Raw genomic sequence first — 19,915 nt, forward strand, 5'->3', positions numbered from 1 at the left:
ATCATGCAGCCATGTCAGGCACCTGTCACGAGCTTTTGTTTCTTGCGCGAAATCTCGATTGCCTTACATTGCGCCAAAGCTGGAATGACATCGAGCCGCACCGGGAGGAATCGCCGATGACCGAGACGTTTCACAGTGAGATTGAGATCGCAGCCCCGCAAGCAACAGTCTTCGCCTTCCTCACCGATCCCGACAAGATTCTGCGCTGGATGGGCACCAAGGCGACGGTCGAGCCGCATCCGGGCGGCATTTATCTCCTCAGCATGAACGATACTCACACTGCTCGCGGCCATTTCACGGAAGTGATACCAGTCCACCGTCTGGCCTACAGCTTCGGCTGGGAGGACCACGAGAATGTGCCTCCGGGATCAGGCCTGATTGAGATCGACCTCATCGAGAAGGATGGGGGAACACTGGTGCGCTTCACCCATGGCGGACTGCCAGACGAGAAGGAACGGGCCAGCCACGAAAAGGGCTGGAACCACTATTTGCGCAGACTGGCCGTAGCAGCAGCTGGCGGCGACCCAGGACCGGATACCTCTCCCGAAGCATGAGGGCAAAGTCAAATAGGGGATGGCCAAAGAAGCTCCAAGCTTGCTGGTAGTCTCTCCTCCGATGATGGTTTTTTCCATTCAATTGCCATGCAGTTGCTATTATATGTGGCAGACGCAAGCTCGGCCTGACTGGAAGGGAGCGATCAATGGCAACAACTATTAAAGTACGACATGCGGTGTTTGGAATTGGCGCGCTGGTCGCCCTTTCCGGCGTTGCTCATGCTGGAAGCTACGCTGAAATCCTGTTTAAGGAAAAGTTCGAAGTCCATATCCGGGAGATGGTTGCAGACGGCATCACGCGTAGGAATGCCGACTATATCGCCTATGCTGCCTTGGCTCGGGGCTCGTACGAAATGTGCGGCGATCACCTGTTTCCGAAGAGCCTGGTATATAGCAGCTATCGGCAATCGCTTGAAGAGACATCGCTACCGCAAAGGGTAGTTGATCGGCACATCCGCGCTTTTGAAGGCATCATGAATGCAGAGTTGCAGGATAAGCGCGCGCTCATGGAATATTGCGGATCAAAACCATAAGATCGCAGCACTTTTGCGCCCGTAATGGTTCACCTTTTGCCGTTTTTGCCGAACAGAGAATTGCCGTATGTGCTCACGAGATAAAGCAGCACATACGTCAGGCAGAACGACACTAGGCATGGTAGCAAGTAAGGGGTCATGGAGCACCTGGCTGTTAGATTAACATGAGTGTCCATCTGAAGAATGAGGATTTTGCTAAGATCAAAACTAAAACGCATTTCATATCCGATCAGCTAGAACCCGCGTAAATGCATTGCTGCGTTGCACAAAAATCAATTGTGAAACATTTCGACTGTATGCAGCATCGTTCTTCCTCCAGACGCGCGGTCGCCTCATGCCCCTACCGATTCTTGCCCTTGCCATAGCCTCATTCTGTATCGGTACAACCGAGTTCGTGATCATGGGCTTGCTACCGGAAGTAGCGGCCGATCTCGGCGTGTCCATTCCAAGTGCGGGCCTGCTGGTTACCGGATACGCGCTCGGCGTTGTCATCGGAGCCCCGATCATCGCGATCGCCACGGCATCGCTGCCGCGTAAGTCAGTGCTGATCGGATTGGCGATGCTGTTTGTCGTCGGCAATCTCTTCTGTGCGATTGCACCCAACTACTGGACGCTCATGGTTGCACGGGTGGTAACTGCGTTTGGTCATGGTGCCTTTTTCGGAATTGGTTCAGTGGTGGCCGCGAATCTTGTTCCCCGCCATAAGCGGGCCAGCGCTATCGCATTGATGTTTGCAGGCTTGACGCTTGCCAATATCCTCGGCGTGCCGGCAGGAACTGCGCTCGGGGAGGTCTATGGCTGGCGTGCAACTTTCTACGCGGTGGTGGCGATCGGTATTGCTGCTGTAATAGCCATCGTTCTACTTGTCCCCGCGACCAAGGAAGACCAGAAGGGTGGGGGCTTTATAAGTGAAATCAAGGTGCTCGGGAAATTGCAGGTCTGGCTGGCCATGCTTATCTCGGCACTGGCATCCGCCGGCCTCTTTGCCGTGTTCACCTATATAAAGCCGATCCTGACTGACGTCTCAGGGATTTCGACATCGGCGGTCACGTGGGTGCTCTTGCTCTTTGGCGCAGGTATGACGGTTGGCAACATCATCGGCGGAAAACTTGCCGATTGGAAGCTTATGCCGACTGTCATTGGTACGCTCGTCGCGCTCATGTTCATCCACGCAATTTTTGCCGAAGTCAGCGGCAATGCCGTTGCTGCAATCGTTGTTGTCTTCATTTGGGGTGTCCTGACCTTCATCATCGTTCCGCCACTGCAAATGCGGGTGGTCGAGACGGCTGAAGAAGCGCCAAATTTGGCGGCAACGCTCAATCAGGGAGCGTTCAACGTTGGCAATGCGTCGGGCGCGTGGATTGGCGGGGCGGCGCTGACTTGGGGCGTATCTTACCAGAACCTGCCTTTTGTTGGATCGGCGCTCGCCGTGATTGCCGTTCTGGTTGCTGTTGGCTCATGGATTCTGGACCGCAGGGTGGACCAAGCCAAACTCAACTCCGACGAACTGGAACGGCTCAGTCTGGAGCCGCTCGCTGGTCTTTGACGACATGGCTTTGCTCAGCCAAAACGAATGGCGCCGAAGGGAGCGCAATTCACTACTTAAATCGTTTGTAGGACCGAATGTCGCAGTCAGAGGCTCGTGTTGCAGGTCTCTGAACGGCTGTTGCAGATTAATATCGTTCTAAAGAGCAAATCGACGCGATTTTGAAGCGTAATATAGGAAAAAACGCCATATTTTGGCAGTTTGCAGACAAATCAGGTAACCGATGAAGTCAATATACAGGCGTTGTCACGATTTTTGTTGCACTTGCGCGCATGGCACTAACGCGCTAACCCTCGCCCTATCACACCCTCTTCAAGAATGGTGTGATCTGTCGCGTATTTGTGGCAGTCATGTGCATAACATGGCATTCTTGTCAGCCTGAGTTCACAAGGCGGAAAAAGACGGATCATGAACGAGTTGTTAAGTTCCTACCTGCCCATCGTTATCTTTATCGGGGTAGCGCTGGTAATCGGTCTGGCACTGTTGGTTGCGCCTTTTCTGGTCGCATATAGTGCGCCGGACCCCGAGAAATTGTCAGCCTATGAGTGCGGCTTTAACGCCTTCGACGACGCTCGTATGAAGTTCGACGTACGCTTTTATCTCGTTTCGATCTTGTTCATTATCTTCGATCTGGAAGTGGCCTTCCTGTTCCCGTGGGCAATCTCCTTCGGCAAGATTGGCTGGTTCGGTTTCTGGTCGATGATGGCCTTCTTGGGCGTCCTGACGATCGGCTTTATTTATGAGTGGAAAAAGGGAGCGCTGGAATGGGATTGACCGACAGCAACACTACCCTCGTAGCACCACAACCAAGGGGTATTCTGGATCCGAACACCGGCAAGCCGGTTGGGTCCGACGATGCTTTCTTCGGCGAGATCAACAATGAGCTCGCTGATAAGGGATTTCTTGTTACCTCGGCGGATGCACTGGTTACCTGGGCGCGTACCGGTTCACTGATGTGGATGACTTTCGGCCTCGCATGCTGCGCGGTTGAAATGATGCATACCTCCATGCCGCGCTATGACGCGGAGCGTTTTGGTTTTGCGCCACGCGCGTCACCGCGCCAATCGGATGTGATGATCGTGGCCGGCACGCTGACCAACAAGATGGCACCGGCATTGCGCAAGGTCTATGACCAGATGCCCGAGCCGCGTTATGTGATTTCGATGGGTTCTTGCGCCAATGGCGGCGGCTATTACCACTATTCGTATTCTGTGGTGCGGGGCTGCGATCGCGTCGTTCCCGTCGACATCTACGTGCCGGGTTGCCCGCCTACTGCAGAGGCGCTTCTGTATGGCGTGTTGATGTTGCAAAAGAAAATTCGCCGCACCGGCACGATAGAGCGATAGGACACGGCGATGGCTGAAGAAGCATTGAGTGAACTTGGCAACTATCTCAAAGACAGGGCGGGTCTCTCCCTCAAATCAGTCGAGCTTGCCTATGGCGAACTGACTGTTGATGTCGAGGTCAGCGAACTCATCGCGACACTGACTTTCCTGCGTGATGATGCCCAGTGCCAGTTCATCTCGCTGATCGACATCAGTGGCGTCGACTATCCATCGCGCGCCGCGCGGTTCGATGTCGTTTACCATCTGCTTTCGCCGCGTCAGAACTTGCGCATACGCGTCAAGATAGCGACCGACGAGGATACGCCAGTACCATCGGCGACGCCGGTTTATCTGGGTGCGGACTGGTACGAGCGTGAGACCTACGATCTTTACGGCGTATTGTTCTCGGGTCACCCGGACCTTCGCCGTATCCTTACAGATTATGGTTTCGAAGGTCATCCGTTGCGTAAAGACTTTCCGCTTACCGGCTTCGTTGAGGTTCGCTACGACGACGAGGTCAAACGCGTTGTCTATGAACCGGTCGAACTGAGGCAGGAGTTTCGCAATTTTGACTTCCAGTCCCCTTGGGAAGGCACTGATTATGTGCTCCCGGGCGATGAGAAGGCGAAGACAAATTGAGCGTGCCGATAACATTTGACGCAGCCCACCGGGAATTTACCCATGACTGAACACAGCGTCCGCAACTTCAACATCAATTTCGGCCCACAACATCCGGCCGCACATGGCGTTTTGCGTCTTGTGCTTGAACTGGACGGTGAGGTAGTCGAGCGTGTTGATCCACATATCGGCTTGCTCCATCGCGGCACCGAAAAGTTGATGGAAGCCAAGACTTATCTGCAGGCAGTGCCCTATCTCGACCGTCTCGATTATGTCGCGCCGATGAACCAGGAGCACGCGTATGCGCTAGCAGTCGAGCGCCTGCTCGAGATTGAAGTGCCAAAGCGCGGCCAGCTTATCCGCGTTCTGTTTTCGGAAATCGGCCGCATCCTGTCGCATCTTTTGAACGTGACGACACAGGCGTTGGACGTAGGCGCGCTAACGCCGCCGCTGTGGGGCTTCGAGGAACGCGAGAAGCTGATGGTGTTCTACGAGCGCGCTTGCGGTGCTCGTATGCACGCTGCTTATTTTCGTCCGGGCGGCGTTCACCAGGATCTACCGGACCAGCTGATCGAGGACATCGGCAAATGGTGTGATCCATTCTTGCAAACGGTGAAGAATCTCGACGATCTGATTACGCCGAACCGCATTTTCAAGCAGCGCAACGTCGATATTGGTGTCGTGAAGCTGGAAGATGCCTGGGCATGGGGCTTCTCTGGCGTTATGGTTCGCGGTTCCGGCGCCGCATGGGATTTGCGCAAGTCGCAGCCCTATGAGTGCTACTCGGAAATGGAATTCGACATTCCGATCGGCAAGAATGGCGATTGCTACGATCGCTATCTGATCCGCATGGAAGAGATGCGCCAGTCCGTTCGCATCATGCGCCAATGCGTAGAGCAGCTGCTTGGCAAGGAGCGGGTAGGGCCTGTTTCCAATACATCCGCCAAGATCGTGCCGCCAAAACGCAGCGAGATGAAGCGTTCGATGGAATCCTTGATCCATCACTTCAAGCTTTACACAGAAGGCTATCACGTGCCGGCAGGTGAAGTGTATGCCGCTGTTGAAGCACCTAAGGGCGAGTTTGGCGTATTCCTCGTTTCAGATGGTTCCAACAAGCCTTATCGCGTCAAACTACGCGCGCCGGGTTTTGCCCATCTTCAGGCCATGGATTTCATGTGCCGTGGCCACATGCTAGCCGACGTTTCCGCCGTCCTCGGCTCGCTCGATATCGTATTTGGTGAGGTTGATCGTTAATGTCCGTACGCCGTCTCGCAGAAGATAACGTCCAGCCAGCAGCGTTCGCGTTTAATCGCGAAAACAGCGCTTGGGCAAAGCTTGCAATCAAGAAATATCCAAAGGGCCGTGAACAGTCGGCAGTCATTCCACTGTTGATGCGCGCGCAGGAACAGGATGGCTGGGTTACCAAGGCGGCGATTGAACATGTCGCGACCATGCTCGATATGCCGCTGATCCGTGTCCTCGAAGTTGCGACGTTCTATACGCAGTTCCAGTTGAAGCCAGTGGGCACCCGCGCTCATATCCAGGTATGTGGCACGACGCCCTGCATGTTGCGTGGCTCGGAAGATCTTAAAAAGGTCTGCCAGCACAAGATCCATCATGACCAGTTTCAGCTGAACGAGTCCGGCACCCTGTCCTGGGAAGAGGTCGAATGCCTCGGCGCCTGTGTCAACGCCCCGATGATCATGGTGTTCAAGGATACTTACGAGGATCTGACGCCCGAACGGCTCGAGGAAATCATCGATGCGTTCGATGCCGGGAAGGGCGATTCCATACCAGTCGGACCGCAAATCAAGCGTATTTTCTCTGCACCGCAGACTGGCCTGACTTCGCTTAATGACGATGAAAAACCCAAGCGTGCGAAAGCTGCCAATTCGGACAAGGCAAGTGTGCCGCCGTCAAATGCTGGTAAACCTGTTACGCATGATGAAGTAACCAATGCCGCGATCAGATCACCATCCAAGGTGAAGACGAGCAAAGCAGCGGAAGAGGCGACTTCGAAGCCAGCTGCTGCTGCTGCACCTGCCGCGCGGACAATCAAGAATCCCCCATTGGCCGAAGGCTCACTGGGCGAGAAGCCTGCAGTGCAGACGATCAAAGCTCCGGTGAAGCTGGTTTCGCTGGAAGACAGGGATCGTCCTGCCGGTATCGAAAAACCTGCGCTTGTCGATGATCTCAAGATGATCTCTGGCGTCGGTCCGAAGTTCGAAATCCTCCTGCACGAGCTTGGCATCTATACGTTCGCGCAGGTTGCGGCGTGGAAGAAAGCCGAGCGCGACTGGGTCGACAGCTATATGAAGTTCGGCGGTCGCATTGAGCGAGACGACTGGGTCAAGCAAGCCAAGGCCTTGGCCAAGGGCGGCGAGGCCGAGTACATCAAGGTTTTCGGCAAGAAGCCGAGATAAATGGATTGGTGGATGCAGATTTCGCATCCACAAGAATGGACGAAGAGAGTAGGACCGGTGCGAAATGCTTGCTGATAAGGACCGCATCTTCAATAATATTTACGGCATTCACGACAAGTCGTTGAAGGGCGTGATGTCGCGCGGCCACTGGGATGGCACTGCGGGCATTATTGCCAAAGGCCGTGACTGGATCATCAACGAAATGAAGGCCTCGGGCTTGCGCGGGCGCGGTGGCGCCGGCTTTCCGACCGGTCTCAAATGGTCATTCATGCCGAAGGAAAGCGACGGACGTCCGCATTATCTCGTCATCAATGCCGACGAATCCGAGCCAGGCACCTGCAAGGACCGCGATATCATGCGGCACGATCCGCATACGCTGATCGAAGGCTGCCTGATTGCCGGTTTCGCCATGGCTGCCCATACTTGCTACATTTACGTGCGCGGCGAGTATATTCGCGAGCGTGAAGCGCTGCAGATCGCTATCGACGAATGCTACGATGCGGGTCTTATTGGTAAGAACAACAAGAATGGCTGGGACTACGATATTTTCGTCCATCATGGCGCAGGCGCTTATATTTGCGGCGAAGAGACGGCTCTGCTCGAAAGCCTGGAAGGCAAGAAGGGTCAGCCGCGCCTGAAGCCGCCATTCCCGGCCAATATGGGTCTTTATGGCTGCCCGACCACAGTAAACAATGTCGAGTCCATTGCAGTGGCTCCGACGATCCTGCGTCGCGGTGCGGCATGGTTCTCCAGCATTGGTCGTCCGAACAATGTCGGCACCAAGCTGTTCATGGTGTCCGGACACGTCAACAATCCCTGCACAGTCGAAGAAGCCATGGGCATTCCCTTCCGTGAGCTGATCGAGAAGCATGCAGGCGGCATTCGCGGCGGTTGGGACAATCTGCTGGCCGTTATTCCGGGCGGTGCATCCTGCCCCGTGGTAACGGCGGCAGATATCATGGACTGCCCGATGGATTTCGACGGACTGCGCAACGTCAAATCGTCGTTCGGTACAGCCGCTGTCATCGTCATGGATAAATCGACCGATATTGTCCGCGCGATTGCGCGCTTGTCCTACTTCTTCAAGCATGAGAGCTGTGGCCAGTGCACGCCATGCCGTGAAGGAACTGGCTGGATGTGGCGCGTGATGGAACGCATGGTTACGGGCAACGCTCAGAAACGTGAAATCGACATGCTGCTTGACGTTACCAAGCAGATCGAAGGTCACACGATCTGCGCTCTTGGTGATGCTGCTGCATGGCCCATCCAGGGTCTCATCCGCAATTTCCGTCCGGAGATCGAACGCCGAATCGACGAATTTTCACGCAACGCAGCCGCAAGCCCAGTGCTTGTTGCTGCGGAATAGGTGAAGGGACGATGTCAGATACCGAAATCAAGAACTCCAGCGTTGATTGGACAGCATTGATGCCAAAGCATGTGTTGCCAGCGGCGAATTTGCTGACACCTCAGCTTGGCGCAGCGGCAGCGGCTTCTGCGCTTGGCTTTGGTGTCGCCAGCCAGATATGGGGTTTCTGGGCCGGTGCAATGGCAAGTGCATTCGACATGAATACAAGGTTGACCGCTGTACCCGGCCAATCGCGTGTAGCCGAGCCGCAACCTTCGCCTGATATAGATGCGCTGAAGACGATCATCCGCAAGAAAGCTGGGACAATCAAGGAAAAGGCGCCCGTTTCAATTGGAAAAATGCCTGCAAATAAAATGAACATCTCGATCGCAACCAATCCATTGGCTCATGCCGTTGCGACTGCATCAGAGAGCGCAGATGATCTAAAGCGCATTTCCGGCGTAGGTCCCAAGCTTGAACAGGTTCTGAATGGCATGGGTATTCGGACTTATGCTCAAATAGCGGCATGGACGGTCGATGATTTAGCCAAGGTTGACGATCAGCTCAAACTTGGCGGGCGAATTTCTCGTGACGACTGGGTGGGACAGGCAAATGGTCTCGTGATGTCGAACGGAGCAGGTGAGTGATGGAGATGCATGCGACACGTGACGTACTTGATGTGCGCGACGCAAGCGTTGCCAATTCCAAATTTGATGACGTGAATTTGTCGAATACCCGTTTTCACAACGTCAATCTGTCCGCTGCCGTGATTGAAAAGGTGAATTTGAGCAATTCAAAGATTGAGGATGCCAATCTTTCCAATGTGTTGTTCAGAAATGTTAACATGAGCAATGTGAAGATTGAGAGCGCCTTGCTCGCAGGAATGATCATCAATGGCGTTTCTGTGAAAGACCTGTTTGAAGCTTATGAATCGGCCAACCGTGCCGGAGAAGAATAATGGCGAAGATCAAAGTCGACGGTAAAGAAATCGAGGTACCGGATCACTACACGCTTCTGCAGGCTGCGGAAACGGCTGGTTCAGAGGTGCCACGGTTCTGTTTTCATGAGCGCTTGTCGATCGCCGGCAATTGCCGCATGTGCCTGATCGAAGTGAAGGGCGGGCCGCCCAAGCCGGCTGCATCCTGCGCGATGGGCGTGCGCGACCTGCGCCCTGGTCCCAATGGTGAGACGCCGGAGATTTTCACCAATACACCGATGGTCAAGAAGGCCCGTGAGGGCGTGATGGAGTTCCTGCTCATCAATCATCCGCTTGATTGCCCGATCTGCGATCAGGGCGGCGAATGCGATCTGCAGGATCAGGCAATGGCCTTCGGCGTTGATTCATCGCGCTACAAGGAAAACAAGCGCGCCGTTGAAGACAAATACATCGGTCCGCTCGTCAAGACGATCATGACGCGCTGCATTCATTGCACGCGCTGCGTTCGCTTTACAACAGAGGTTGCAGGCATTTCCGAGCTTGGTCTGATCGGTCGCGGCGAGGACGCCGAGATCACCACATATCTCGAGCATGCAATGACGTCCGAATTACAGGGTAACGTAATCGACCTTTGCCCGGTCGGCGCACTGACTTCCAAGCCATACGCATTCCAGGCGCGTCCGTGGGAGCTGAACAAGACCGAGTCCATCGATGTGATGGATGCGGTCGGCTCGGCTATCCGGGTCGATACGCGGGGCCGTGAAGTGATGCGCATCATGCCGCGCGTCAATGAGCAGGTGAACGAGGAATGGATTTCCGACAAGACTCGCTTCATCTGGGACGGTTTGCGTACCCAGCGCCTTGATCGACCCTATGTCCGGAAGGCCGGTCGCCTGGTAGCTGCAAGTTGGCCGGAAGCCTTTGAGGCCATCAAAGCCGCCGTCACCAAGACGAAGGGCAGCAAGATCGGCGCTATCGCCGGTGATCTCGCAACCGTCGAGGAAATGTACGCTCTAAAGCTGCTGATGCAATCGCTTGGATCCGAAAATATTGATGCACGGCAGGATGGTTCTGTCCTCGATACTGCTAATGGACGCGCGTCCTATATATTCAACCCAGCAATCGATGGCATCGAACTCGCTGACGCGATCCTGATTATCGGCTCCAATCCACGTTTCGAAGCTTCATTGCTTAATACTCGCATCCGCAAGCGTTGGCGGGCTGCTGGAACGCCAATTGCGGTGATAGGAGAGCAGGCTGATCTCCGCTACAAATACGAGTACCTTGGGAGCGGTGCCGAGACCCTGGTAGATCTCACCAACGGTTCTCTGAAGTTCCTGTCTGTGCTGAAGAAAGCCCAGAACCCAATGGTGATCATAGGGCAGGGCGCTCTATCCCGTACAGACGGCGCGTCCGTGCTCGGTCTTGCGGCCAAGATTGCCGCCGACACCGGCGCGCTCAGCGCCGAATGGAACGGCTTTGGTGTCATTCATACGGCTGCTAGCCGGGTTGGTGCGCTCGACATCGGGTTTGTGCCGGGGACAAACGGCAAGACAGTCGCGGAGATGAAGGGTGCGCTTGATGTGCTGTTCCTTCTCGGCGCCGACGAACTGAACTGGGAAAAGAGAAGCAAAGCCTTCACAGTTTATATCGGAACTCATGGCGATCAGGGCGCACATAACGCCGACGTAATCCTGCCCGGTGCGGCATATACCGAGAAGTCTGGTACGTATGTCAACACGGAAGGTCGCGTGCAGATGACCAATCGTGCTGGGTTTGCACCGGGTAATGCCAAGGAAGATTGGGCGATCCTGCGGGCGTTGTCGGATGTTCTCGGAAAGAAATTGCCATTCGACTCGCTGACGGCCTTGCGTTCCGTCCTCTACGCGGAGTATCCGCATCTTGCCATGATCGATCACATCGAGGCCGGCGACCCTGCAGATATCAGGAAGCTGGCGAATGCATCTGGTTCTGTTGAGAAAACTGCCTTTGTATCGCCGGTGAAGGATTTCTACTTGACCAATCCAATAGCACGCGCATCAGCCGTCATGGCCGAATGTTCCGCGCTTGCCAAGAGTGGCTTCAAGCAGGCGGCCGAGTAGGCGGAGAAGATAACTGACATGGAAGAAATTTTCGCAACCTATATCCTGCCGCTGCTGATCATCCTCGGAAAATCACTTCTGATGCTGGTCGTGATGCTGCTGATCATAGCCTACCTGCTTTATGCGGATCGCAAAATCTGGGCGGCAGTTCAGCTGCGTCGGGGACCAAACGTTGTTGGGCCATTCGGTCTGCTGCAGTCGTTCGCTGATCTTCTAAAGTTCGTCGTCAAGGAGCCGATCATTCCATCCGGCGCCAACAAGGGGATTTTCCTGCTGGCGCCGCTTGTCTCGTCGGTACTTGCCATGGCAGCGTGGGCGGTTATCCCCGTCAACGAGGGCTGGGCGGTCGCCAATGTTAACGTTGGCATTCTTTATGTCCTCGCCATTTCTTCGCTCGAAGTTTACGGCGTGATCATGGCCGGTTGGGCGTCGAATTCGAAGTATCCTTTTCTCGGCGCTTTGCGTTCTGCAGCGCAGATGGTGTCTTACGAAGTTTCTATCGGCTTCGTCATCGTCACTGTTCTGCTTTGCGTCGGTTCATTGAACCTGACAGATATCGTCAATTCGCAGAGGGATGGTTTAGGCACAATTGTCGGACTGCCAAGCTCATTTCTGGATTGGCACTGGCTCGGTCTGTTCCCGATGTTCATCATCTTCTTCATCTCGGCACTGGCAGAAACCAACCGTCCGCCCTTCGATCTCGTAGAGGCGGAATCGGAACTGGTCGCCGGCCACATGATCGAATATTCGTCTACCGCCTTCCTGTTGTTCTTCCTTGGCGAATACGTTGCGATTACGCTGATGTGCGCGCTGATGACCATCATGTTCTTGGGCGGTTGGCTGCCACCAGTTGATGTGTGGTTCCTTAATTGGGTGCCGGGGGTAGTCTGGTTCCTCCTCAAGCTGTTCTTCTGCTTCTTCATGTTCGCCATGGTAAAAGCATTCGTTCCGCGCTATCGCTACGACCAACTGATGCGTCTTGGTTGGAAGGTATTCCTGCCAATCTCGATCTTCATGGTCATCGCCACTGCGGCCTTCCTTAAAATCACGGGTCTTACGCCATGAGCTCGAATACTGGTTCCTTGGCACAAGCTGCCAAATCGCTCCTGCTTCTGGAATTCGTCGGGGCGTTCTTCCTGTCGATGCGGCAGTTCTTCGCTCCGAAGGCGACCTTGAATTATCCTTACGAGAAGGGTCCGCTCAGCCCGCGCTTTCGCGGTGAGCATGCGCTGCGCCGCTATCCCAATGGCGAAGAGCGTTGCATCGCCTGCAAGCTCTGCGAAGCGATCTGCCCGGCGCAGGCCATAACGATCGAAGCGGGCCCGCGCCGCAACGACGGAACGCGCCGCACCGTGCGTTATGACATTGACATGGTGAAGTGCATCTATTGCGGCTTTTGCCAAGAGGCATGCCCAGTAGATGCCATTGTCGAGGGACCGAACTTCGAGTTCGCCACGGAGAGCCGTGAGGAACTTTACTACGATAAGGACCGGCTGCTTGCTAACGGCGATCGCTGGGAGCGGGAACTGGCGCGCAACATCGCAATGGACGCGCCTTACCGGTAAAAATGCGTGCGCGCTTGTGTCCTTGGGACGATAGCTTCTATCGGACCGGAACATGGGCTAAGAGGCTGCGAACGCGCGGAAATCGCGTGAATCGCATCAGAGCAATCTCGGGGAAGTGGGAACCGGTTTCCCGCCCGGAATTGCTGTAAGACGAAGTTAGAAATGGCAGGAAAGCCCTGCCGGAATGGAAATCGGGGGAACCCATGCTGACAGGTATCGCGGCGGCGTTTTTTTATCTCTTCGCCTTCATAACCGTCGCCAGTGCGTTCATGGTGATTGCGGCTCGCAATCCTGTGCACTCCGTGTTGTTCTTGATCCTCGCATTTTTCAATGCGGCAGGTTTGTTCCTTTTGACCGGCGCCGAGTTCCTGGCGATGATCCTTTTGGTCGTTTATGTTGGGGCGGTCGCGGTTCTGTTCCTCTTCGTTGTCATGATGCTTGATGTCGATTTCGCTGAATTGAAAAGCGGCGCGCTGCAATATGCACCTATCGGCGCACTCGTCGGTCTGATCCTTGCTGCTGAACTGATTATCGTTCTGGGCGGATCGGTCTTTGCACCGAAACTGGGAACAGTGGCATTCCAGCCAACGCCTGACGTAGCGACGCGCACCAATACGGCGGCGCTCGGCGACATTCTCTATACAGACTACGTTTACTTCTTCCAGATTGCTGGTCTCGTCCTTCTCGTTGCGATGATTGGCGCGATTGTATTGACGCTTCGTCACAAACCGAACATCAAACGACAGAACGTTTCAGAGCAGGTCGCACGTACGCCGGCAACGGCCATCGAGGTCAAACAAGTTGAAACAGGCAAGGGCCTGACAGAGGTGTCATGATGGAAATCGGTATCGCACACTATCTGACTGTTTCTGCCCTGCTGTTTACGCTCGGGATCTTCGGCATCTTCCTTAACAGGAAGAACGTCATCATCATTCTGATGTCGGTCGAATTGATCCTGCTTGCAGTTAACCTCAATTTCGTAGCGTTTTCCGCTGCTCTGGGCGATTTGGTCGGCCAGGTGTTTGCACTGTTTGTCTTGACCGTTGCCGCTGCAGAAGCAGCGATCGGTCTTGCTATTCTCGTCGTGTTCTATCGCAATCGCGGGTCGATTGCGGTGGAAGACGTCAACATGATGAAAGGTTGACGAGGGCATGCTGTATCTGGCGATTGTCTTCCTTCCGCTACTTGGCTTTTTGATTGCTGGCCTTTTCGGCTCATCGATCGGTGCGAAGGCGAGCGAATATGTTACGACCGGCTTGTTGATCGTATGCGCGGTCCTGTCCTGGATTGCGTTTGCGACCGTCGCACTTGGTCATGGCGAGGCGTTCAAGATTCCAGTTGCACACTGGGTCGAGTCGGGTTCGTTAAGCTTCGACTGGGCGCTCCGCATCGATACGCTGACCGTGGTAATGCTGGTTGTCGTCAACACTGTCTCGGCGCTGGTCCATACATATTCGATCGGCTACATGCACCATGATCCGGATCGGCCACGCTTCTTCGCCTATCTTTCACTCTTCACCTTCGCCATGTTGATGCTGGTGACCGGCGATAATCTGGTCCAGATGTTCTTCGGTTGGGAAGGTGTCGGCCTTGCTTCCTATCTTTTGATCGGCTTCTGGTTCAAGAAACCTTCGGCAAATGCAGCGGCCATCAAAGCCTTCGTTGTCAACCGCATCGGCGATTTTGGCTTCCTGCTCGGCATATTCTCGCTGTTTGTGCTTTTCGATACGGTTCAGTTCGACACGCTTTTTGCTTCCGCTGCGCAGTATCTTCCGGCAGAGGGTGCCGCTGAGAGTGGTCAGACTGTCCTGAACTTCCTTGGCTATACCCTCGACAAACAGGGTGCGATCACTATTGCCTGCCTGCTGCTCTTTATGGGTGCGATGGGTAAGTCTGCACAGTTCCTCCTGCACACCTGGTTGCCGGACGCCATGGAAGGCCCGACACCGGTCTCTGCGCTCATCCATGCAGCAACCATGGTCACGGCCGGCGTATTCATGGTTGCCCGCCTGTCGCCAATCTTTGAATTGTCGCATACTGCGTTGATTTTTGTGACATTCATCGGCGCAACCACAGCGTTCTTTGCCGCAACTGTTGGCCTCGTGCAGAACGATATCAAGCGCGTGATCGCTTACTCGACCTGTTCGCAGCTCGGGTACATGTTCGTTGCCTTGGGTCTCGGTGCTTACGGTGCCGGCATCTTCCACCTGTTCACACACGCTTTCTTCAAGGCGCTGCTGTTCCTTGGTGCAGGTTCCGTTATTCACGCCGTTTCCGATGAGCAGGACATGCGCCATATGGGCGGTCTTCGCACGTTGATCCCCAAAACCTACTGGATGATGATCGTCGGGACTGTTGCCCTGACAGGATTGGGTATTCCAGGGACACTTATCGGTACGGCAGGGTTCTTCTCGAAGGACATGATTATCGAATCCGCGTTCGCGTCGCACAGCCCTATGGCCAGTTACGCCTTTATCCTTCTTGTCGTCGCGGCGATCTTCACCAGCTTCTATTCATGGCGTCTGATTTTCATGACTTTCCACGGCAAGCCACGCGCCAGCCACGACGTGATGCATCATGTGCATGAGTCACCCTATGTCATGCTGGTTCCGCTGTTCATTCTGGCGGCGGGCGCGCTGTTCGCCGGTGTTATATTCCGTGAGTATTTCTTCGGTCATGAATATGCCGAATTCTGGAAGGGTGCGATCTTCACGGGGCCGGAAAACGAAATCCTCGAAGAGCATCATCACGTGCCATTCCTGGTGGCGATGTCGCCCTTCCTTGCAATGGCGGTAGGGTTCATCGTTGCCTGGTACTTCTATATTCGCTCACCCGAGACACCGAGACGGCTCGCCGCACAGCATCCCGGCCTTTACCAGTTCCTGCTCAACAAGTGGTATTTTGATGAGCTCTACGACTTCCTGTTCGTGCGTCCGACAAAGGCACTTGGCCGATTCCTGTGGAAGCAGGGCGATGGCTGGCTGATCGACGGGCATGGTCCGGACGGAATTTCCGCACGTGTGGTTGACGTCACCAACCGGGTGGTTCGCCTGCAATCCGGTTACCTTTATCATTATGCGTTCGCGATGCTCATCGGGGTCGCCGCACTCGTCACGTGGATGATGCTCGGGAGCAATTTCTGATGACCGACTGGCCAATTCTCTCGACTGTTACCTTCCTGCCATTGGTCGGTGCCTTACTTGTCCTGATGATCCGGGACGATAGCGATGCTGCACGCCGCAACATACGCAATGTGACCCTGTGGACGACGATCATTACGTTCCTGCTCTCATTGCCGATCTGGTACTATTTCGACAATGGCCAAGCCGGCTTTCAGTTTGTCGAGAAGGCTGCTTGGCTCGACTCCGGAATTTCCTATCATATGGGCGTCGACGGCATTTCAATGCTGTTCGTCATCCTCACCACATTCCTGATGCCGCTATGCATTCTGGCTAGCTGGGAAGCGATCCAGACACGCGTCAAGGAGTATATGATCGCGTTTCTGGTTCTCGAAACGCTGATGATTGGCGTGTTCTGTGCGCTCGATATCGTGCTGTTCTACGTGTTTTTCGAAGCTGTTCTCGTGCCGATGTTCATCATTATCGGTGTCTGGGGTGGTAAGAGGCGCGTCTATGCCAGCTTCAAATTCTTCCTTTATACCTTGCTCGGCTCGGTGCTGATGCTGCTTGCTATCATGGCGATGTACTGGCAGGCCGGTACGACAGATATTCCGACCTTGCTTGCCTACAAGTTTCCCGCGTCGATGCAGACCTGGTTATGGTTCGCCTTCTTCGCCTCATTTGCTGTGAAGATGCCAATGTGGCCGGTGCACACTTGGTTGCCGGATGCCCACGTTGAAGCGCCGACGGCGGCGTCCGCCATTCTGGCCGGCATCCTGTTGAAGCTTGGTGGATACGGTTTCATACGTTTCTCCCTTCCCATGTTCCCGAATGCTTCGGCCGATTTTGCACCGCTGATCTATACGCTCTCCGTGGTCGCCATCATTTACACATCGCTCGTTGCGCTGGCGCAGCAAGATATAAAGAAGCTGATTGCCTATTCATCCGTTGCCCACATGGGCTACGTTACGATGGGCATCTTCGCAGCCAACGAGCAGGGCATTCAGGGCGCAATATTCCAGATGCTCTCACACGGCCTGGTATCCAGCGCGCTGTTTCTCTGTGTAGGTATTGTCTACGACAGAACCCATACGCGCGAGATCGCGGCCTATGGCGGCCTTGTAAACAACATGCCGAAATATGCAGTCGTGTTTATGATCTTCACCATGGCCAACGTTGGTCTTCCTGGCACTTCGGGATTTATCGGTGAATTTTTGACACTGCTTGGCGTTTTCCGTGTGAACACCTGGGTTGCCCTGTTTGCAACGAGTGGCGTCATCTTCTCGGCCGCCTACGCGCTTTGGCTCTATCGGCGCGTCATATTCGGAGCATTGGACAAGGAAAGCCTGAAGTCGCTCCTGGATATGTCGCTGCGTGAAAAGGCAGTTATTTACCCGTTGGTAGTTCTCACCATTTTCTACGGTGTATATCCGATGCCTATCTTCGATGCGACGGCCAGTTCCGTACACGCACTGATCAATCAGTATAACAACGCGCTGTCCTCAGCCGCCACACTGGCGTTGAAATAGCAGGAAGAGGCCAAGGCCGATGCAGACCGACATGATTGCCAATCTGACGCTTATGGCTCCTGAGCTCCTGATAACGGTGGGCGCACTGGCGCTACTGATGATCGGGGCGTTCTCTGGGGAGCGGGCCTATTCGCTTGTCAACAGTCTTACGGTAGCCATCTTGCTCGTGGCGCTAGCGCTTGTCGTTCTGTTCCCGCAGGACGGTCACGTCTTCGGGCGCGCTTTCGTCAGCGATCCATTTTCTCGCTTCATGAAGGTCTTGACCCTGGTCGGATCTATAGTGACGCTTGTCATGTCGGTCGGTTTTGCCAAATCAGAGAAGTTCGACAAGTTCGAGTTCCCGATCCTGGCCCTTCTGGCGACGCTCGGCATGCTGCTGATGATTTCGGCCAATGACACGCTATCGCTCTATCTCGGTCTGGAACTACAGTCGCTTGCACTTTATGTCGTCGCTGCCATCAACCGTGACAGCGCGCGCTCGACGGAAGCTGGCCTCAAATATTTCGTTCTCGGTGCGCTCTCTTCGGGCATGCTGCTATACGGCATTTCTCTGGTTTACGGCTTTACAGGCCACACCGGTTTTGAAGCCATTGCACAGGCACTAAGCAGCTCAGAGCGGCAGCTTGGCGTTGTGTTTGGCCTCGTATTCATCTTTGCGGGTCTTGCCTTCAAGATTTCGGCGGTACCGTTCCACATGTGGACACCGGACGTTTATGAGGGGGCGCCTACGCCGGTCACCGCCTTCTTTGCGACTGCACCTAAAATGGCCGCCATGGCTTTGTTTACACGTGTTGCCGTTGAGACCTTCCAGCCTATCACCCATGATTGGCAGCAGATCATCGTGTTTATTGCTATCGCATCTATGGTTCTTGGTGCATTCGCTGCTATTGGCCAGCGCAATATCAAGCGTCTTATGGCCTATTCATCGATCAGCCACATGGGCTATGCGCTTGTCGGGCTCTCCGCCGGTACACTGGTGGGTGTCCGCGGTGTTGCGATCTATATGCTGATCTATCTGGTCACTACACTTGGCACGTTCGCCTTTATTCTTGCCATGCGTCGCAAGGAAGGCAATGTCGAGTTGATCGGCGATCTTGCCGGCTTGTCACGGACGAACCCGATCATGGCGACCATCCTTACGATCCTGATGTTCTCGTTGGCCGGTATTCCCCCGCTCGCTGGGTTCTGGGGCAAATGGTATACCTTCCTTGCAGCCATGCAGGCCAACCTTTATGCGCTGGCTATTATCGGTATCGTGGCATCGGTCGTCGGTGCGTTTTACTATCTGCGCATCATCAAGATCATGTGGTTCGACGAGCCAGTCGGCGCTTTCGTTCCCATGGCGGGCGAGTTGCGCCTCGTTCTTGGTGTATCCGGCCTGCTGGTGCTATTCTACGTCCTGGTCGGCGGACCGGTCAGCACGTTTGCCAACGCCGCCGCCAAGACGTTTTTCTAGGAGCCCGATGGGATTCTCACTTTCGCCTCTGGCAGAGCAAGACGGCTTTCGGCTGGAGGCATTCGATACGATCGGCTCAACCAACGCCGTGGCATTGGAACGTGCGCAGGCAGGCGATCCCGGAAAACTTTGGATCGTCTCCAAACAGCAGGAGAGCGGTCGCGGACGGCGAGGACGTGCCTGGGCGACCTCACATGGCAATCTTGCCGCGTCACTTTTGCTGACGGGCAACTTCGAGCTGAAGACCGCGGCTACATTGGGCTTCGTTGCCGGGCTCTCACTTGCTGATGCGTTGGACGCTGTCTGTCCTGTATCAGCAACATTCAAAGTCGGCATCGATGGAGCGGGACATACCGGACGCGGTAAATCGGCTTTACGGGTTGAGCTGAAATGGCCGAACGATCTTTTGGCAGACGGTGCAAAGCTTGCGGGCATTCTTTTGGAATCGACACAACTGCCAGATAGTCGCTTGGCGATCGTTGTTGGTATCGGGGTCAATGTAGTCGTCTACCCCGACGATGTTCCTTACCCAGCCACTTCGTTGGTGAAGCTCGGCGCAAATTGCGATGCAGAAACGCTTTTTCTAGCCTTGTCAGATGCATGGGAAGAAAACAGCAGACTCTGGAGCGAAGGCCGTGGACTAGCCGAGATTCGCAAGCGCTGGCTTGCACGGGCGGCAGGCGTGGGCAGCGAAGTCGCCGTCCGAGTCGACGGAGCGGTGCTGCGTGGTATATTCGAGACTATTGATGAAGATTGCCGCTTTGTTATTCGCGACAATGAGGGCGAACGGATAAAGATTGCCGCTGGCGATGTTCATTTTGGTGCAGTGGCATCGGCAAGCGCTGAGTAGATTTTAGTTTAGG

The 19,915-nt window shown here is 54.8% G+C and carries 20 protein-coding genes; all 20 read left to right on the forward strand.

Going from position 1 to position 19,915, the window contains the following annotated elements:
• Positions 1-116 precede the first annotated feature (116 nt).
• The 20 genes from LB462_RS03355 to LB462_RS03450 all read left to right on the forward strand — a co-directional run bounded on the left by LB462_RS03355 (position 117) and on the right by LB462_RS03450 (position 19,902).
• Positions 117-554: an SRPBCC family protein gene (locus LB462_RS03355; RefSeq protein ID WP_224505940.1), complete on the forward strand. Its 438-nt coding sequence runs from the start codon at positions 117-119 to the stop codon at positions 552-554.
• 146 nt (positions 555-700) lie between these two features.
• Entirely contained in the window at positions 701-1,087 is a 387-nt protein-coding gene (locus LB462_RS03360; RefSeq protein ID WP_224505941.1) for a hypothetical protein, read from the forward strand.
• 334 nt (positions 1,088-1,421) lie between these two features.
• Entirely contained in the window at positions 1,422-2,633 is a 1,212-nt protein-coding gene (locus LB462_RS03365) for an MFS transporter (RefSeq protein ID WP_224505942.1), read from the forward strand.
• 408 nt (positions 2,634-3,041) lie between these two features.
• Entirely contained in the window at positions 3,042-3,407 is a 366-nt protein-coding gene (locus tag LB462_RS03370) for an NADH-quinone oxidoreductase subunit A (RefSeq protein ID WP_112530887.1), read from the forward strand.
• Complete coding sequence (locus LB462_RS03375; RefSeq protein WP_224505943.1) at positions 3,398-3,979, forward strand: NuoB/complex I 20 kDa subunit family protein; 582 nt, start codon at positions 3,398-3,400, stop codon at positions 3,977-3,979. The genes LB462_RS03370 and LB462_RS03375 overlap by 10 nt, the downstream gene beginning before the upstream one ends.
• A gap of 9 nt (positions 3,980-3,988) precedes the next feature.
• On the forward strand, positions 3,989-4,597 hold the full coding sequence (locus LB462_RS03380; RefSeq protein WP_224505944.1) for an NADH-quinone oxidoreductase subunit C: 609 nt from the start codon (positions 3,989-3,991) through the stop codon (positions 4,595-4,597).
• A 42-nt stretch (positions 4,598-4,639) separates the two neighbouring features.
• Complete coding sequence (locus LB462_RS03385; protein WP_224505945.1) at positions 4,640-5,830, forward strand: NADH-quinone oxidoreductase subunit D; 1,191 nt, start codon at positions 4,640-4,642, stop codon at positions 5,828-5,830.
• Entirely contained in the window at positions 5,830-6,999 is a 1,170-nt protein-coding gene (locus tag LB462_RS03390; protein WP_224505946.1) for an NADH-quinone oxidoreductase subunit E, read from the forward strand. The genes LB462_RS03385 and LB462_RS03390 overlap by 1 nt, the downstream gene beginning before the upstream one ends.
• Before the next feature lie 64 nt (positions 7,000-7,063).
• Positions 7,064-8,365, forward strand: coding sequence for an NADH-quinone oxidoreductase subunit NuoF (gene nuoF, locus LB462_RS03395; RefSeq protein WP_112530892.1), 1,302 nt, complete (start codon positions 7,064-7,066; stop codon positions 8,363-8,365).
• An 11-nt stretch (positions 8,366-8,376) separates the two neighbouring features.
• Positions 8,377-8,991, forward strand: a complete 615-nt coding sequence (locus LB462_RS03400) for a helix-hairpin-helix domain-containing protein (protein WP_224505947.1) — start codon at positions 8,377-8,379, stop codon at positions 8,989-8,991.
• Positions 8,991-9,302, forward strand: a complete 312-nt coding sequence (locus tag LB462_RS03405; protein ID WP_224506040.1) for a pentapeptide repeat-containing protein — start codon at positions 8,991-8,993, stop codon at positions 9,300-9,302. Before LB462_RS03400 ends, LB462_RS03405 begins: the two co-directional genes overlap by 1 nt.
• Positions 9,302-11,383: an NADH-quinone oxidoreductase subunit NuoG gene (gene nuoG, locus LB462_RS03410; RefSeq protein WP_224505948.1), complete on the forward strand. Its 2,082-nt coding sequence runs from the start codon at positions 9,302-9,304 to the stop codon at positions 11,381-11,383. Before LB462_RS03405 ends, nuoG begins: the two co-directional genes overlap by 1 nt.
• 18 nt (positions 11,384-11,401) lie before the next feature.
• Positions 11,402-12,448, forward strand: coding sequence for an NADH-quinone oxidoreductase subunit NuoH (gene nuoH / locus LB462_RS03415; RefSeq protein ID WP_224505949.1), 1,047 nt, complete (start codon positions 11,402-11,404; stop codon positions 12,446-12,448).
• A complete protein-coding gene (nuoI, locus tag LB462_RS03420; protein WP_112530897.1) occupies positions 12,445-12,948 on the forward strand; it encodes an NADH-quinone oxidoreductase subunit NuoI in 504 nt (167 codons plus the stop codon). Before nuoH ends, nuoI begins: the two co-directional genes overlap by 4 nt.
• A gap of 203 nt (positions 12,949-13,151) precedes the next feature.
• Positions 13,152-13,784 (forward strand): NADH-quinone oxidoreductase subunit J, encoded by a 633-nt coding sequence (locus LB462_RS03425; RefSeq protein ID WP_112530898.1) that lies wholly within the window; start codon positions 13,152-13,154, stop codon positions 13,782-13,784.
• Positions 13,784-14,092, forward strand: a complete 309-nt coding sequence (nuoK, locus tag LB462_RS03430; RefSeq protein ID WP_112530899.1) for an NADH-quinone oxidoreductase subunit NuoK — start codon at positions 13,784-13,786, stop codon at positions 14,090-14,092. Before LB462_RS03425 ends, nuoK begins: the two co-directional genes overlap by 1 nt.
• A gap of 7 nt (positions 14,093-14,099) precedes the next feature.
• Positions 14,100-16,091, forward strand: coding sequence for an NADH-quinone oxidoreductase subunit L (nuoL, locus tag LB462_RS03435; RefSeq protein ID WP_224505950.1), 1,992 nt, complete (start codon positions 14,100-14,102; stop codon positions 16,089-16,091).
• Positions 16,091-17,596 (forward strand): NADH-quinone oxidoreductase subunit M, encoded by a 1,506-nt coding sequence (locus LB462_RS03440; RefSeq protein WP_224505951.1) that lies wholly within the window; start codon positions 16,091-16,093, stop codon positions 17,594-17,596. The genes nuoL and LB462_RS03440 overlap by 1 nt, the downstream gene beginning before the upstream one ends.
• 19 nt (positions 17,597-17,615) lie before the next feature.
• Positions 17,616-19,052 (forward strand): NADH-quinone oxidoreductase subunit NuoN, encoded by a 1,437-nt coding sequence (nuoN, locus tag LB462_RS03445; RefSeq protein ID WP_224505952.1) that lies wholly within the window; start codon positions 17,616-17,618, stop codon positions 19,050-19,052.
• 7 nt (positions 19,053-19,059) lie between these two features.
• Positions 19,060-19,902 (forward strand): biotin--[acetyl-CoA-carboxylase] ligase, encoded by an 843-nt coding sequence (locus tag LB462_RS03450; RefSeq protein WP_224505953.1) that lies wholly within the window; start codon positions 19,060-19,062, stop codon positions 19,900-19,902.
• Positions 19,903-19,915: the final 13 nt, after the last annotated feature.

The organism is Phyllobacterium chamaecytisi, from assembly GCF_020164455.1.
Taxonomy (GTDB): domain Bacteria; phylum Pseudomonadota; class Alphaproteobacteria; order Rhizobiales; family Rhizobiaceae; genus Phyllobacterium; species Phyllobacterium chamaecytisi.

Excerpts from the sequence above, each read along its gene's own strand:
- LB462_RS03355 (WP_224505940.1), top strand. The coding sequence starts at position 117 with ATGACCGAGACGTTTCACAGTGAGATTGAGATCGCAGCCCCGCAAGCA.
- LB462_RS03360 (WP_224505941.1), top strand. The coding sequence starts at position 701 with ATGGCAACAACTATTAAAGTACGACATGCGGTGTTTGGAATTGGCGCG.
- LB462_RS03365 (WP_224505942.1), top strand. The coding sequence starts at position 1,422 with ATGCCCCTACCGATTCTTGCCCTTGCCATAGCCTCATTCTGTATCGGT.
- LB462_RS03370 (WP_112530887.1), top strand. The coding sequence starts at position 3,042 with ATGAACGAGTTGTTAAGTTCCTACCTGCCCATCGTTATCTTTATCGGG.
- LB462_RS03375 (WP_224505943.1), top strand. The coding sequence starts at position 3,398 with ATGGGATTGACCGACAGCAACACTACCCTCGTAGCACCACAACCAAGG.
- LB462_RS03380 (WP_224505944.1), top strand. The coding sequence starts at position 3,989 with ATGGCTGAAGAAGCATTGAGTGAACTTGGCAACTATCTCAAAGACAGG.
- LB462_RS03385 (WP_224505945.1), top strand. The coding sequence starts at position 4,640 with ATGACTGAACACAGCGTCCGCAACTTCAACATCAATTTCGGCCCACAA.
- LB462_RS03390 (WP_224505946.1), top strand. The coding sequence starts at position 5,830 with ATGTCCGTACGCCGTCTCGCAGAAGATAACGTCCAGCCAGCAGCGTTC.
- nuoF (WP_112530892.1), top strand. The coding sequence starts at position 7,064 with ATGCTTGCTGATAAGGACCGCATCTTCAATAATATTTACGGCATTCAC.
- LB462_RS03400 (WP_224505947.1), top strand. The coding sequence starts at position 8,377 with ATGTCAGATACCGAAATCAAGAACTCCAGCGTTGATTGGACAGCATTG.
- LB462_RS03405 (WP_224506040.1), top strand. The coding sequence starts at position 8,991 with ATGGAGATGCATGCGACACGTGACGTACTTGATGTGCGCGACGCAAGC.
- nuoG (WP_224505948.1), top strand. The coding sequence starts at position 9,302 with ATGGCGAAGATCAAAGTCGACGGTAAAGAAATCGAGGTACCGGATCAC.
- nuoH (WP_224505949.1), top strand. The coding sequence starts at position 11,402 with ATGGAAGAAATTTTCGCAACCTATATCCTGCCGCTGCTGATCATCCTC.
- nuoI (WP_112530897.1), top strand. The coding sequence starts at position 12,445 with ATGAGCTCGAATACTGGTTCCTTGGCACAAGCTGCCAAATCGCTCCTG.
- LB462_RS03425 (WP_112530898.1), top strand. The coding sequence starts at position 13,152 with ATGCTGACAGGTATCGCGGCGGCGTTTTTTTATCTCTTCGCCTTCATA.
- nuoK (WP_112530899.1), top strand. The coding sequence starts at position 13,784 with ATGGAAATCGGTATCGCACACTATCTGACTGTTTCTGCCCTGCTGTTT.
- nuoL (WP_224505950.1), top strand. The coding sequence starts at position 14,100 with ATGCTGTATCTGGCGATTGTCTTCCTTCCGCTACTTGGCTTTTTGATT.
- LB462_RS03440 (WP_224505951.1), top strand. The coding sequence starts at position 16,091 with ATGACCGACTGGCCAATTCTCTCGACTGTTACCTTCCTGCCATTGGTC.
- nuoN (WP_224505952.1), top strand. The coding sequence starts at position 17,616 with ATGCAGACCGACATGATTGCCAATCTGACGCTTATGGCTCCTGAGCTC.
- LB462_RS03450 (WP_224505953.1), top strand. The coding sequence starts at position 19,060 with ATGGGATTCTCACTTTCGCCTCTGGCAGAGCAAGACGGCTTTCGGCTG.